This is a genomic window from Sphingomonas pseudosanguinis, assembly GCF_014196255.1.
Taxonomy (GTDB): Bacteria; Pseudomonadota; Alphaproteobacteria; order Sphingomonadales; family Sphingomonadaceae; genus Sphingomonas; species Sphingomonas pseudosanguinis.
The window spans coordinates 1-15,178 of the sequence record NZ_JACIDH010000013.1; the positions used below are offsets into that span (position 1 = coordinate 1).

9 protein-coding genes are annotated in these 15,178 nt (G+C 61.5%); 4 read left to right on the forward strand and 5 right to left on the reverse strand.

The features are described from left to right. Positions 1 to 161: 161 nt before the first annotated feature. Together GGR48_RS13010 and GGR48_RS13015 are read right to left on the reverse strand one after the other, a co-directional pair. Positions 162 to 2,819 carry a UvrD-helicase domain-containing protein gene (locus GGR48_RS13010; protein WP_183952285.1) on the reverse strand — a complete coding sequence of 886 codons (2,658 nt, stop codon included), beginning with the start codon at positions 2,817 to 2,819 and terminating at the stop codon, positions 162 to 164. Between the two features lie 150 nt (positions 2,820 to 2,969). Continuing rightward, the gene (locus GGR48_RS13015; RefSeq protein WP_183952286.1) at positions 2,970 to 3,386 is read right to left on the reverse strand and encodes a hypothetical protein; all 417 of its coding nucleotides are present in this window, start codon (positions 3,384 to 3,386) and stop codon (positions 2,970 to 2,972) included. A 73-nt stretch (positions 3,387 to 3,459) separates the two neighbouring features. Here GGR48_RS13015 and GGR48_RS13020 point away from each other — a divergent pair, with 73 nt between their 5' ends. From GGR48_RS13020 to GGR48_RS13035, 4 genes are all read left to right on the forward strand, one after another. Then, positions 3,460 to 5,028, forward strand: a complete 1,569-nt coding sequence (locus GGR48_RS13020; RefSeq protein ID WP_183952287.1) for a recombinase family protein — start codon at positions 3,460 to 3,462, stop codon at positions 5,026 to 5,028. Beyond that, positions 5,025 to 5,903, forward strand: a complete 879-nt coding sequence (locus tag GGR48_RS13025) for a plasmid partitioning protein RepB C-terminal domain-containing protein (RefSeq protein ID WP_183952288.1) — start codon at positions 5,025 to 5,027, stop codon at positions 5,901 to 5,903. The genes GGR48_RS13020 and GGR48_RS13025 overlap by 4 nt, the downstream gene beginning before the upstream one ends. 10 nt (positions 5,904 to 5,913) lie before the next feature. After that, a complete protein-coding gene (locus GGR48_RS13030) occupies positions 5,914 to 6,804 on the forward strand; it encodes a plasmid partitioning protein RepB C-terminal domain-containing protein (protein ID WP_425326508.1) in 891 nt (296 codons plus the stop codon). Positions 6,805 to 7,114: 310 nt separating this feature from the next. Continuing rightward, positions 7,115 to 8,968 carry a HipA domain-containing protein gene (locus GGR48_RS13035; protein WP_183952290.1) on the forward strand — a complete coding sequence of 618 codons (1,854 nt, stop codon included), beginning with the start codon at positions 7,115 to 7,117 and terminating at the stop codon, positions 8,966 to 8,968. A 1-nt stretch (position 8,969) separates the two neighbouring features. On the opposite strand, the gene GGR48_RS13040 is transcribed toward GGR48_RS13035, so the two are convergent. From GGR48_RS13040 to GGR48_RS13050, 3 genes are read right to left on the reverse strand one after another with little or no spacing between them, the layout of a single operon-like run. Then, entirely contained in the window at positions 8,970 to 12,098 is a 3,129-nt protein-coding gene (locus tag GGR48_RS13040) for a DEAD/DEAH box helicase (RefSeq protein WP_183952291.1), read from the reverse strand. Continuing rightward, positions 12,088 to 13,944 (reverse strand): phospholipase D family protein, encoded by a 1,857-nt coding sequence (locus tag GGR48_RS13045; protein WP_183952292.1) that lies wholly within the window; start codon positions 13,942 to 13,944, stop codon positions 12,088 to 12,090. The genes GGR48_RS13040 and GGR48_RS13045 overlap by 11 nt, the downstream gene beginning before the upstream one ends. Further along, positions 13,934 to 15,058, reverse strand: coding sequence for a DUF6361 family protein (locus GGR48_RS13050; protein WP_240455919.1), 1,125 nt, complete (start codon positions 15,056 to 15,058; stop codon positions 13,934 to 13,936). The genes GGR48_RS13045 and GGR48_RS13050 overlap by 11 nt, the downstream gene beginning before the upstream one ends. Positions 15,059 to 15,178: the final 120 nt, after the last annotated feature.

Sequence of the window (15,178 nt, forward strand, 5' to 3'; positions counted from 1 at the left end):
CCTCAACACCGTCTCCAATACCAGCATCCCGATCTCGCCGCCTGACACACCGCCAAGCGAACAGCCTAGACCAACGGGATGAGGGGTCCCTTTTCGACGCCGATCACCCCGCTACCGGGGTCCCTTTTCCACGCCGATCCACAATCCGGTGTGATCGGACGTCATTCACCTGGTCGGTGGGGGGCCAGCGCTGCGGTCGTCTTGCAGGAAGGGTATGCTGAGCAAGCCAGGAACGGTTGATATGCGCCGCCGGAGCGGACGACCATCAACCCGTCGCCGCAGGTGGGACAGGTATCTCCGGCTGATATCGGATGGGTGATCCTCACCCGGTTGGATGGCGGGGGCGCGACAGAACCCTCCCCTGAAACATTGCGTTTGAAATCGCATCGGGGGTGGGTGCTGCACGCTTCGAATGGGCCATATTGGCCATCGTACCGCCTCATCGTGCCTTCGCCGCACTTCGGGCACGGGGTCAGAACCCCTCCCTCAGCTTCTACTTCTATCGCGCCAGACTTCGCCAATTCGCTCAGGAAGCGCGAAGGCGAGTCTGCTAGGGTGTAGATGCGTACCTGGCGGCGCGCCCGGGTCAGTGCGACGTAAAAGAGGCGGCGCTCCTCGGCCAGAGGATAGGGATCGGGTTCGGGCATCGCGATCTGTAGGACCGGATCGTCGGTAATCTGGCTTGGAAAGCCCATCATCCCCTCGACGACGTTTAGGAGCATCACATAGTCCGCTTCGAGGCCCTTCGAAGAATGGACCGTGCGGTACTCGATACTCAGAAAATCGCCAAAGCGCCGTTGCCAGCGCCGCCAGCCACGGGGTTCGTCATTGTTGTACCGGCCGAGCATCATCACGCTGATGCGGTCGCCGACATCCGGGCTCAGCCGGCCGTCCCGCGCAAAGTCGTACATGCTTTGCAGATCCTGCTCGAGCCGCTCTTGCGCCAAAGCAGGCGTTTCCGCAGCGAAGGCATGCAGCGCCTTTTTCGCATAGAGGTTCGTCGTCTCGACCGCCTTTTTGATCTGCCGGGGATTGGCCTGAACGAAGGTGCTTGAGGCCTCGCACAATTGCGCAGGACAGCGGAACGTCGTGTTCAGCATGAGCCGGGTCGAATGATCGAACACCTTATCGAACTCGGTCATGACTGCGATATCGGCTCCGGCAAATCGATTGATACCCTGCCAATCATCGCCGACGACACACAGATGCGCCTCTTCGCCGGCGTTCTTCAACAGGGCCTTCAACATGCGAACCTTGGCCCGTGAGGTGTCCTGAAATTCATCGGCCAGCACCATCAGATAGGGGCTGGCGAACCGGCCGCTCTCGATATGCTCGATCGCCATCAGCAGCATGTCGTCGAAATCGATACAGTCAGCCTCACGCAGCCGCCGTTCCCACTCGTTCGCTATCCGTTCGAAGAGTGCCAGGAATCGGGCTGAGCGGTCGGCATGACCCTGCGCATCCTTGGCAGCGGCATCCCGGAGCTGCTCGTGGGAAAGACCGTTGCTTTTGACATGCTGCTGGAAAATCCGGATTGTCGCAGCGAGCTGCTCGGTGGTTATAGGGCGCTGACCTTTGGGCGGCCGGTCAGGATCATATTGGAGGGTGATCCCGCTCCGTTTCAGCTCATCTGCAAGGCCTGCAAAGCCAGCCGCTCCCCTGATCCCATGAGAGGTGGTTTCGAAGAGCCGCGTACCTTTCTCGGCATGAAGTTCGCGTTTCCAGTGGACCCCGCTGACATAATCGCCACCGAAATGTGGCGGCGCCTGCCCCTTATCGTCGAGCGCGAAATGCTCGTGATAGAGGCTGATTTCCGGGTAGAAAAAGTCGGGACGATACTGTCGATGATGTTCGGTGGCAGTATCATGCTCATAGGGGCGTTCGTACTGGTAGAGGACACCATGATAGAAGAGCCAGTCGGCGATCATCCGCTCCTCTTCGCTTTTGACGATTTCGCCATTGGCCGTGAGAATGCCGCGCCTTCCGTCGCGATAGGCGTTGGCCTGCGCAGGCTCGTTCCAAGAACCAATGTTCCGGCCGAAAACCGTGCGAAACAGATCCCAGTCGTGACGGAATTTATCATCGCCGGTCCGCAGGTCATCGATGATCTCGACGATCATGGCCCCATCCCGGCCCGGCTCGGCCCATTCGGCGAGCGAAGGCTTGCGCCCCGTTGCCTTGCCGATCACGCTTAGACCAAAGGCATTGAACGTCTTAACGGTCACAGCATCGACGCCATCGAACCCTGCCAGCCTGGCCTTGATTCTGGCCTGGAGTTCTTCAGCAACGGCCCGGTTGAAGGCGAGTACGAGAATCTGCTCGGGCTGTACCAGGTCTTCGTGAAGCGCATAGCCGACCCTCGCCACCATGGTCGATGTCTTGCCCGATCCCGCCGCGGCGACGATTTGCACCGCATCGTCCATGCAGATGCAGCCGTCCATTTGATCATCTGTGAGCGGATTCTTTTCGACCGTGTCGAAAAAGGGTTTCAGCCGTTCCTTTTGCTTCGCCAGATAAGCGGCATTGTGCGCGGCAAATTCGGTGAGCAGTTCCTTCTCGACGCGATCGCCACCCATCCAGGAAAAGGAGATGTCGGAGCGCTTGGGCGGCGGAAACCGAGCAATGATGCGCGATGCCATGCTTTTGGGGATCCAGCGTGAGCGATCGACGGCCGGCTCCCAGCTGGTGCGCCATTGCGCGACCTTGGCAGGAAAATCCTCACGCGGGCCGGGCACCGGGCGCGGGCTTTGTGACTTCGTCTTGTTGTTGCCGAAGAGACCGCCGGCGAGGAGGGCGGCGCCGATGATCCATTCGATCATGTGCGCCTCCGGCCGGGGACGAGGCGTGCGCTCAGGGTGAGCGTGTCGCCGCACGCCATGGCACCGTTTTCCGGCGCCGCGAGTCGTTTGAAATCAATGTCGTTTCGTGTCTGCACCAGACCATATAGTCATAGCACAGTTCCAAAGTCGTTATGTCCCGGCGTCGTCGATGTCATCCGATCCATGATCCGAGGTGTCTGTCGGCAACCCGTCGATCGCCGCGACCGCGTCCATGAGCTGCCGGCGGAGGCCGGCAAGACCGACTGCCACGACGAGATCCTGGCGATCCGCAAGCGCAAGCACCGTGCGCAGGATGAGATCGGAATGACGCATAAGAATGACCAGATTTTCGGCGCTTGGACTGTTTTTCCCCTCGAACCAGTTGCGCACGGCTCGCTCGTTGGAGCGGGTCAGTTGCGCGATCGTCTTGAGGGCTGAGGGCGTGTTGCCGAACTCTTCCTTGAGGGCTCCGGCGATGGCCATCGCCAGCGGTTCCGCGAAGGTGGCGGTAGGAAATATTATTCCGCTTTTGGACTGAAGTTTTCGGTCTTTCTTGGAAAACGACATTCTGGCTCACTCCCAATAAAGTTGGTGGGAAGTCGAGCCTGTCCGCTTGCGGTCAACGAAAGCAGTCGGTGTCATGAACTCTACGGAGATAATTGCCGCAGAAGCCGTACCGCGCGAACCTGTCCGCGCCGCGCAATATGTCCGTATGTCGACCGAACATCAGAAATACTCGACCGAGAACCAAGCCGAGATCATCGCTCAATATGCCGCCCGGCGGGGGTTCGAGATCGTCAAGACCTATGAGGATTCGGGCAAGAGCGGCCTGCGTCTCGACGGACGGCTCTCGCTCCAGCAACTGATCGCCGACGTGCGGAGCGGCCAGACCGACTTCAAGGCCATCCTCGTCTATGACGTGAGCCGGTGGGGTCGGTTTCAGGATGCCGACGAGAGCGCCTATTATGAGTTCATCTGCCGCGAGGCCGGCATCACCGTTCAATACTGCGCGGAACAGTTCGAGAATGACGGCAGCTTGAGCGCGACGATCATCAAGAGCATGAAACGCGCGATGGCCGGCGAATATAGCCGGGAACTGTCGGTCAAGGTCTTTACCGGGCAATGCCGTCTTATCCGGTTGGGGTTTCGGCAAGGCGGCGCTGCGGGCTTCGGATTGCGGCGTTATCTCGTCGATGAGCATCGGCAGCCCAAGGCCGAGCTCAGTCGCGGTGAGCAGAAGAGCCTGCAAACCGACCGGGTCATTTTGAAACCCGGCCCTCCCGAAGAGGTCGAGGTGGTTCGGCGGCTCTACCGGATGTTCGTGGTGCAACGACGCACGGAAACCGAGATCGCCGCAGCACTGAACGAGGAAGGCATTCTTACCGATCTCGGCCGTCCCTGGACACGCGGCACGGTTCATCAGGTACTGACCAACGAGAAGTATATCGGCAACAATGTCTATAACCGTGCGTCCTTCAAGCTGAAGGCCAAGCGGGTCGTGAACACCCCCGACATGTGGGTGCGCGGTGACGGCGCGTTCGAGGCGATCGTCGAACGCGACTTTTTCGAAGCCGCGCAGCGCATCATCCAGGAGCGCAGCCGGCGTTTCAGCGACGAGGAATTGCTGAGCCGCCTATCCGCCCTGCTCGCAGAGAAGGGATGGCTCTCAGGGCTTGTCATCGACGAGGTCGAGGACATGCCATCGAGTTCCACTTTCCGGCATCGCTTTGGAAGCCTGGTCCGGGCCTATCAGCTGGTTGGCTACGCCCCATCGCGGGACTACCGCTATATCGAGACGAACAAGGCGCTCCGGGCGCTTCATCCCGATGTCGTCGCCCAAGTGATCACACAGATCGGCGAGGCCGGCGGATCAGTCTGCCGCGATCCTCAGAACGACCTTCTCCATATCAATGAGGAATTTACCGCCTCGCTCGTCATCGCCCGGTGCCGGGTGACTGAGGCGGGTGCGCTGCGCTGGAAAGTGCGCTTTGACAGCGGGCTTCGCCCGAACATCACGATCGTCGCACGCATGGGGGAAGATAATCGCGTCATCCGCGACTTCTATCTGTTGCCCTGGCTGGATTTCGGGACAGCCGCCAACCTGCGATTAGCGCCTGAAAATGGCATTCTTCTCGACGCCTATCGTTTCGACACGCTGGATCCCTTGTTCGATCTGTCGCGGCGGACGCCATTGAAAGTTGCGGCATGAACGAACCGGCCCCTGAAATCCGTTCGGTTCCGATCGACCTCATCACGGTTCTCAATCCGCGGGTGCGCAACAAGCGGATTTTCCAGGAACTGGTGAACAGTATCGCCCATCTGGGCCTCAAGAAGCCGATCACGGTCAGCAAGCGGCCCGGAAAGACCCGGTTTGATCTGGTCTGCGGCCAGGGACGGCTCGAGGCGTTCATCGCGCTCGGCCAGACCGAGATTCCCGCCATCGTGATCGATGCGGCCGAGGAAGACTGCTTCGTCATGAGCCTCGTCGAGAATCTGGCGCGTCGCCAGCACAGCCCGCTCGAACTGGTCCATGCCATCGGCGCATTACACGCACGCGGCTATTCCTATGCGGAAGTCGCCGCCAAGGTCGATTTCTCTGTCGAATATGTGAGCGCCATTTGCCTGCTGCTCGATCGGGGCGAGGAAAAGCTGATCGCGGCGGTCGATCGCGGGGTCATCCCGCACACGATCGCAATGGAAATCGCCAGGGCCAAGGATGGCGAGGTCCAGCAAGCGCTGGCGCAGGCCTATGAGGAGAAGGCCATTCCGGGCAATCAGGTTCTGGCTATTCGCAAGATCATCGATCAGCGCAACACCAGCGGCAAACAGCTCCACAAGCGCGGTTCACGTCCAGGGCGGGTACAGCGGCCGGTGACCTCCGAAGGCCTCATCCGTGCCTATCAGCGGGAGACTGAGCGGCAAAAGCTCCTCATCAAGCGCGCCTCGCTGGCGCGCAGTCGTTTGCTGTTCGTTGCCAATGCGATGCGGCGCCTCCTGGCCGACGAGCATTTTGTGACGTTGCTGCGAGCCGAAGGCCTCAGCACGCTCCCGCGCGCGCTCGCCGAGCGCATCGAACCGGCATAGGTGAGCCATGGTGGATCCTGTCAAAATCGCCTTCGAGCGCAAGATCATCATCCAGCCGATCGCCGATCTCCTCCCGACCAAGGGTTTGCCGGCGGGGGTGCGCGAGACGGTTAAATATCGCCGGATCGCCGCGTCTGTCGCCGAGGTCGGGTTGATCGAACCCCTTTCGATCGCCCGGCAGAAAGGAGGCGGGGGCTATTTGCTGCTCGATGGCCATATGCGGCTCGATGCCCTGCGATTTCTGGGCGCGACCGAGGCGGCCTGCGTCGTGGCCGACGACGATGAGGCGTTCACCTACAACAAGCGCGTGAACCGTCTCGCGACGATCCAGGAGCATTACATGATCGTGCGCGCGCTTGATCGCGGCGTGCCCGAGGAGAAGCTGGCGCGGGCGCTTAATGTCGATGTGAAGGTCATCCGGCAGCGGCGTCACCTGCTGGCCGGGATCAGCGCGGATGTCGCCGAGCTGCTCAAGGACAAGCCGGTTGGGCATCATGCCTTCCAGAAGCTGCGCAAGATGAAGCCTATCCGGCAACTCGAGGTCGCCGAGCTCATGGTGTCGGCGAACAATTACACGGTGAGCTATGCCAAGGCCCTGCTCGCGACATCAAAGCCTGCCGACTTGCACAAGCCCGACGAGCTGAAGAAAGCGACGGGCCTTTCCGCCGAGCAGATGGCCAGGCTTGAACGCGAGATGGCCTCGGTGAGCGAGGATTATAAGGAGCTCGAGGCGTCCTATGGCGATGACATGCTGGTGCTAGTGGTTGCCTCGGGCTTTATCGAACGGCTCCTTTCCAAGCCCGAGATCGAGGGCTTTCTGGAGCGCCGTCATCCAGAGTTTCTGGAGAATTTCCGCGCCATTGTTCAGGCCACATCGCTCGACCAGTCGACGCCGGCCTGACGGTAAGAAGCATATGGGGACCGGGACCCAAAAGCGCCGGGACCGTCGGAGAAGCCGTCGTATGGTGCGGATCAAGGACGGCGGCGGGGATGGCGGCGAACCCGCTCGGAGCCCGCTAGGTCAGCCGTCATAGGGCTGGCTGCTTGCCGTGATTACGGCATGATGGTCCACGGAGCGCGCCGATGGCAGCTGCCCATCGGCGCGCTCCAAAATGACCTTTGGAATTATCGCGCATGTGAGATGAGAGATAATTCTTGCCCATCACGTCCATCAGTGGGATTATCGCGCATCTGAAATGCGAGATAATTCCATGACGATCCATCTGGTTGGCGAGACGATCGATGCCAAGCGCGCGCACCAGCGCGCGCAAGCCGGCGAGCTCGTGCAGCTCGTGCGAGGCATATATGTCGATCACGATGTCGATGCAGACGCCGCCATAATGAACCATGCGATCCGCATCGCCCACTATCTTTATCCCCATGCCTATCTGTCGTCGGCGAGCGCCGTGCTGCTTGCGCCGACACCCGACGGCCGGCTCTTTATCAGCGGCAGGCGCAACCAGCGCACGAGGCTGCGCAGCCTGGAGATCGTTCAGAACGAAGCGCCGCCGCATCCTTCGACCGCCTCAGCGGTGATCGGCGACGAACTGGGCGAGTTGCGCATCGACGCATCCTCACCCCGGCAGCGTTTTCTGGAAGCCTTTCGTCTGCGCAGCGAGCATGCCAGCGCCATTACTGCCGAAATGCGCGTCCAGATGGCCGCGCGCCTCGTCGAGGAGCACGGCTCGCCCAAGGATGCCGCCGATGCAGTCTGGGCGCTGGCGCGCGAAAATGGCTGGTATCGCGAAGGCGAAGGCGCTGAACGCTTCCTCCTGGCGCAGCCGGGCACATCCAAAGCGCCCGTCAACAAGGCGGCGCTGGATCTGATGATCGCCTGGCACGGCGAGCCGCTCGGCCGCCTGATTCATGACGGCTTTGAATGGCGCTGGAAGCCGGCTCGGCGTTCAGGACCGGCGCTCGTCCGGGAGACAACACCCGGGAAGCTCCCGGCATTTGTCGAATCCCTGTTACCGGAAGGCTGGCTCGCCCAGGTGCTTCACGAGCGCGACGAGCGCGAGGCGTTGAAGCGTGGGCGGCGTTATATGTCGAACATCACAGTGGTCGAGGCCCGCGACGAGCTGGCGGCGCTACCGGCGGACATTCTCACGACGAGGCTGAACGGCTTTATCGACGCAGGGCGCTTCACCGGTCGCTATGATGGCCCGGCACGCGGCGCGATCGAGGAGAGTTTCGAGCAGAACCTCGCGCGCATATTCGCTCGCGCGGAAACGCCGCGCCTGTCGGGTGTCCAGATCAAGGCGCCGATGCATCTGGCGTCCGATGGCGCGCTCCTCCCGGCCATCGATCTGCCATTTACCCATATCCTCAAGCCGGCAGGTACCGCTGGCTTCGAGATGCTGCCGATCGTGGAATGGCTCTGTCTTCAACTTGGCCGAGCGGCCGGCTTCGCGGCGCCTGACGTCGCCCTGACGGCGATGCCCGATGGCATGGCCCCAGCCCTCGTCGTGGAGCGGTTCGACATCCGCCAGGGACCGGACGATCAAAGGCGGATCGCGCTTGAGGATTTCTGTTCGATCCTGGATCTTCCCGCCTCGGCCAAATATGATGGGACGATAGAGCGGATGGCGCGCGGACTGCGGCCGCTGTCGACCGACCCTGCGGCCGATCTCGATATTCTCTTTCGCCGCGCGGTTTTCGCCTGGCTGATCGCCGATGGCGACATGCACCTCAAAAACCTCGCGCTGCTCAAAATCGCTGAACCGGATGCCAAGGCCTTCACCTCGGTTCGTTTCGCCCCGCTTTATGATGCGGTCACGACGCGGGTATTCCCGGGTCTTGGCGGCGATCGCATGGCGCTCAAGCTCAACGGCAAGGATGATCGGCTGACGCGCCGAGATTTCATGACGCTGGCCCGCACGATCAGCCTGCCCCAAATCGATGCGGAGGCGGCGATTGCCGAATTGACGAGCAGCCTCGCCCAAGCCGTCGAAACCGTCAGGCTACCGGCTTTTGCGGCGGAGGCCGAGGCCGCTGCTACCGTCCAAGGCCAGATATTGGCCATCGTCGGCGAGCGCTGCACTGCGCTCGCCGACGATGCGGGTTAGCTTACGGCTGAAGCTGGATTTGAAGCTCGGCCAGGTCTTCTGCGCTCATGTCCGAGCCCAGAAGGGAGTGCAGATATTCCAGCAAATCTTCCTGCCGTGGCTGACCGAAGGCGAGGCGATAGAGGGTCAGGCTCCGTTTGAGCCATTCCAATCGGCGCACCTCGCGGCTGAATGGCAGTGTTGGAACGCGCCGTTCGACCTTAACCGGTCCCTCATAGATCCAATAGGGGATGAGGTCGGAATCGACCGCAGCTTCGGCGCGCGCGGCGTCGAACATGGCCTGCCAAGGATCGCCATTGTCCACGCCTGCCCCGCGCACGACATCGGTTTGATTAAACGCCAGATTGAGCCGGATTGCATGGCCCTTGAAGCGATGAACCCGCCCTTCGCGCTGTTCGAGATCGACCGGATTGCCGGGCAAATTCCAGTGGTAAAGCCGATAGCAGTAGGGATGAAAATCCAGCCCCTCCTGGCCGACCGATGTGGTCGCCAAAGCGAAGGGACGAAATGGCGAGTTGAAGGCATCGCGAACGCTGCCCAACCGTGCCGCGCCGCCTTCCTCGTCTTTGTAGTCGGACAACCGCATGGCGAAGCGTCCGCGCATCTGGAACTTGCCGATAACGAGCTTCTTGTCTTCGACGCGCGGGTCTTCCACGTCGATCTGCGAAGGCCGGATCGAAAGCGCGTCTGAGATCGCCCGGCTGATCCCGGCGATCCGATCTGCCGACGGGCGTGCGCCGAGCCCTTCGGCATCAACGAGATAATGGACATATTCGTCGAGGACGGCCTGGAGATTGTGCTCGGCGCTGAAAGTCAGCACGCGATGCCAGTAGCGATCGTCATCGCCCTTGCGCAGCAATGCGACTGCATCGTGCTGGTTGAATAGGGTGCGAAACCCCCAAGCGATCTGGCTCGCGGCGTTGAGCAGCCGATGATCGTCCAAGGCCATGTCGGGAGCGACCCGTTGCAAGGCTCGCAAGGCACACACCGCAGGGCTTCCGAGCGCGATGTCGGTGAGAAGATCGATGAGCGTGTCGGGCACTGCACCAAACAGCCTGTCACCGGCAGCGGTGCGAAGTTCGGCAACATGCTCCTTGAAACCTTCTTCATTGCCAAGCGCGGCAAAGCCATAGGACGTTGCCACCCAGGAGACCGAGCGCGCACCCGCGACCGTGTCGATCACGGCGGGCGCGGCCCATTCCCAATCGCGGCCGTCCGATGCGTCTCCTGTCCGAGCCTCGAGTGCCGCCACGCTTGCACGCAGCCGTTCGGCGACAGCCTGACGCATCGCCTCATAGGTCAGCCGTTCGGTGGTCTGACCGAAGATTTCTCGGGGGTCGGCAAGCTGCGCGAGTGTTGGCGAGGGATAAACAAGATGCAGCGCGCGCATCGCGACCAGGCGCTCCTGCGCTTGTCGGAACTGAATGGGGCGTGGGCGCACTCGGTCGAAATAGCGGTGCCCCGTGGCACCGACACCCATGCGGCGTTCCGCTTCATATGATAGGATCGCTGCGATCGCGTCGGGCACCATCGACCATGACGAAAAGATCAGCGCCTTGGTAAGCGGCGCCCCCTTCCGCTCTGGTCCATAATAGGGCAGCGAAGGCGGGATCCAAAGATGCTGTTCGAGATCGTCCGCGAACATCTCGTCCATCAGCCCGCGCATGCGGCCATTGGCAGGTTCCAATGGCGCATAATTGGCGAGCGCCTCGTGATCGAGCATCGCTGGCCGGGCCTGCTCCAGGGCTTCGCGCAGTGCGGGCGCAGGTTTGTCTAGCTTATCCCTCAGAAGGCGTTTGAGCGCATAATCGCGCATGAAATTGAGGAGATAGGGCGCCGATTTCCAATATTCGGTAATTTCCGGCGCTTCGAGCGCGCGGGCGACGTCGGAAACGACGGTTGCCTGGCGAAGATCGGCAGGTTGTATGGAGATGGTCATCGGCGGTTCGCTGACCATGGAATCTCGCTCGATCGTACTCGCCACCCGTTCGGTGCGTGCAATCACCCGCCGCAAGCGGCCCTCGATCGTCTGGCGGGCCGTGATGGCTTCTGGACGGGATCCAGGCAGCGCGTGGAGGAAGCCGCGAAACGCCCGCATCTCGCGTTCCAGCGTCTGGGCGATTTCAGGTCCATTGGCCTTGCCGTAAAGGAAGGAGAGCGTTTCGAGAAAATCACGATAATGCTCGCCGTCATCGGGTTCATCGCCGGAAAGAGTGAGCATCCGATAAGGGGTAGCCGACAGCAGCAAGGTACGTGCGCCAAGGCCTGAACCATCGGAATAGTCGAACAGCTCCTGAGCCAGTTCGGCCGCGGGCGTCTTGCCATGGAGGAGATCGCGAAACCGCTGAAACTCGTCCATGATGATCAGATCCGGCTTCAGGGCGTCGATACACGCATGGGAAAGCTTTCCGCGGAGACGTCCGACCAGCGCGTTTCGCCGCTGGTTAAGCTCGTGAGGATAGGTCTCCCGGCGCCGGGGAAAGAGGTCGCATACCGCCTCCAGTTCCTCGAACAGATCAGGGTCTGCTTCGACATCACGGCGGAAGCGTTCGACAATCCGCGGGTCAACACCCTTGAGCGACAGGTCGCTCACGGCGCCGTTCCATCCCGTGACGCCGGCGCTCACCTGAAGCAGATTGTGCAGACCACGCGGCCTGGAAACGCGGTCCTCCAACATCCGCAGCAAGAGTGCGCGTTCCTGGGTTACACCGGTGGTTGATTTCAGATCGAATGTCGTGCCCGGCGTCAGGCTGATGAAATTCACCTTATTGGCATCGAGGCCCTGGCCGCCGCGCACTTGCAACGGGATGAGGGTCATGCGTGTGGGGAGCGCCAATTCCTTACGGCCAAGGACGTTGAGGCGGTTGAGATTCTGTGCGGCAATGGCCTGGTTTGAGCAGATGTAAAGAATGTCGATGCGGTCGGTCGTGTCCCAGAGTTTTTCGATGGTTCGCGCAATGACGCCGCGTGCAACCATCGTCTTGCCCAGGCCTACCTCATCGGCGACGAGAAACTGCCTGACAGGATCCTGCTCTCCGTAAAGCCGGTCAAACACATAATCGACAGTCCGACGCTGGAAGGCCTTGAGAGGCGCCAGCGCGGCAGCAGCTTCAAATCTGCTATCTGGCACGGCCGTCTCCCCGATCCTGTAGTGCGATACGAAATGCTTCCCAGAGCGTGCGGAATTCCGGCGGAATTGGATTGCCCGCGGGGTCTTCCCCGCCGGCCTCCAGCCGGGTCATCAGGCGCTCAATGGCATGAAGACGCTCGCCGCCCCCGCAGAGCGCGCGGACCATGTCTTCTAATAGCGGCGCATCGTCGGCGGCCGCTTCCCATCCGCCACCTCCGCCGCCTTCCTGTGCCGCCAGAGCCGCACCGAAGGGATCGCCCAGCTCCGAGAGGAGGAGGCGCAGATAGCGGAAAAACGCACCCCGGCTATCAATGACCCAGCGAAGGATGGCTGCGTGCCGTTCGGACGGGAGCCCATCCATGACGAGCCCCGTACTAAACAATGCGGATGCAAGGCCGTCCTCGGCCTCCAGGCGAAAGGCGAGAAACCGGGTGAGATCGACCAGGGGCATGGCTCCCAAATCGACCGCAACACCCTCGCGCAGGGCGGCTAAGCCATCGCGGGCATGCCCATCACCGCGGGTAATCGGCCATATGCTGAGCGAGGCCACGCCTGCGAGCGTGATAGGCTCAACGGGGATCAGCCAGACCCGCCACAACGCCTCGCTGTCCTGGTCTTCGATCCGCTCGCACCGCAGACGTAATCCGCCACGGCACAAAGCGCGGCGGGCTTCGTCGAGCCGCAACTCGGCCGATTTGGTCGCCGCATCGACAGGGGCCAATTCGCTGCGTTCATAGGTCCGGGTAAGCCGGCCAAAGCCTTTCTCGCCCATGATGTCATCGACGCTGCCAACCTTGGAACGCTTACCCTTGAGCGAAGCGAAGAGTTCGACATTGTTGCCTGAAATAAGTGCCGGACGGGTCGCGTTGCCCGATCCCACGGTAAGCACGGTGTCCCAACTCACCTCTGCGATGAATGCCTTGGCGTGAAGGCCCTGAATCGCATTGGGCGAGGCGTCCTCCTCACCATCCTCACTGGCGGCCATTTCATCGAGCACGGCCACCTGTTCAAAGCGCTCCAGGACATCCGCATCGATACATGCCAGCTCGTCGGGCCGGCTTAGCAGTCTCGGCTCGGCCCGTGATAAGTTACGGAGCAGTTCAAGGGCCTGGCCGTCGCAGAATGGCGAAATGATGCCGAGCCGTGCGCATGGCCCAGGCTGCCAGACCTTGTTGCTGAAACCGTTTACCGCAAAACTAACCTCATCGAACCGCTCGGGAAGCGTCCACTCAGCGCGTCGCAGATCCTGTGCCACCGAATTTGTCAGTTCCCGCGTATCTTGCGAGACCTCGGTAACCGCAAGGTCCGGCAAGCTGCTGACGAGGTCGAACAGCGGCCGGTTCTCGGCATCGACCCGCCGTGTAAGTTTGCCATCGAGGCGGAGCGAGATGTCCCACGAACGGTCGCGCGTCAGGTTTCGGGAAAGAATAAGCAGGCGCAGCAGGGTCGGATCGCCCGCTCGGATCGGACGATAGCGCAGCGCCCAGAGTTTGGGATGAAATGCGCCACCGCGAGGCGCCGCGACTTCGACAATGATACGCTCCAACAAAGAGCAAAGGCGAGAGTGAGGTCGTCCCTGGGCGTGAAGGTGCCCGGCATCGGCATAAACGACGAGCCTGCCGGCAATCCGTTCCGCACCTTCCAGCAGGGCGAGTGGATGGGTCAGAATATCGTCGCGATTTTCAGCCGCGAACAGAGCCAGGCTGACCGGCGCTGCGAGCGCAGTCTCAAAGTCGAGCGAGAAAGTGGTCGCGACGGCGGCATCGAAGACATAGCCCGGCGGCGGTTGAAGGCTGTCGCCGTAGAGCACGCGGGTTTCGGGATCGAGGGTGGGCCTATTCAACATGGGCCAGATCCCGCAGATGTGAGTGGGCTTGCGACCAGCGGAAGCTGAGCGGCTCGGCACCCGATGCGCCCGTCCACCTGTCCCGCACGGCTCGATTCACGAAGCGCGACTGATTGGTTTTGAGCCGCCGTTCGCGCTCCTGAACGAGGCGGCCAGCCGGCGCCGTCAGGCTGTCCCCGATACCCTCGGACGTCAGCAATCCCAACCAGTCGGTAACGAACCGTTTGGCCGCAGGTCGAATGCCATGTGCGGGATGCTCAATGGCCTGCCAAAATGCGTCGAGCGACCAGGCGCGGATGGCCGCCATGTCGAGGCTCGCACGCCAGTCGGCCAGCCTTGTCTCATAGCGTTCGATCCATTCGGATCGATCCCGCAGCCGGCTGAGCAGCAAATTGTAAAGAAGCGACGCGCCGTGCATCACGCTGGAAAAAAGCGCCGCGTGCTCGACCAGGCGGCGGGGAACGGCAGGGAAATTGGCAAGCTGGGGATGTTCCCAGATGTTGTCGCACTCTGCCTCGCCGTCACCGCTGCGGGCCAAAAAGGTCAGCAAGCTGTCCGGGTGAGTGGCGACCAGTCGATCGACGACAAACTGCGCTTCGTCCGAGGAGAGCTTGAAATGCGCCGCATCGAGCAGATCGTTGGGACACTGCGGCAGCGTCGGCGTCCAGATCTGCAAGGCCTGGCGTTCGGATGCCGGATCCTCGCTTTCGCGCACGCGTGGGCGGCTGCGCTGAAGGTGGCGCATCGAGGTAAAGAGATTGTCAGTCGAACCGGGAAATAAGCGTATGCCCCAGCTCCCCAAGCCGGCCCAATAGACCGAACTGGGCAGGCGCTGGAGGTTCGCTCCGGCATCGCGGCCGATGACCCCATTCGATTCCCCGCCAGCCTTGAGCGCGTTGACGAGCCGGATCTCCAGCGATCTTGCTTCGCGGGCGAGCTGATCTGAACCGGCCGATGATCCTTCGAGCATCTGAAACAGCCAGGGAATGAACAGCATATAGCGCAGCCGGGTCTGGATTGTGCTGGTCCCGGGAAAGAGATGGTCGGCAATGGAATCGCGAATGGCACCCAGCCCCAGTTCGTCGCGAGTTTCGCGTTCCTGGAAAAGCTCCATGATCCGCTGGGCGCGCTGCCGCTCAGCTTCGTCGAAATCTATCCAAGCTAGTGACGACATCCTGCTTTGATGCCTTTTTATCGATACTGTGAGGTCGACGCGGCGATCCGAGGTTCTCAG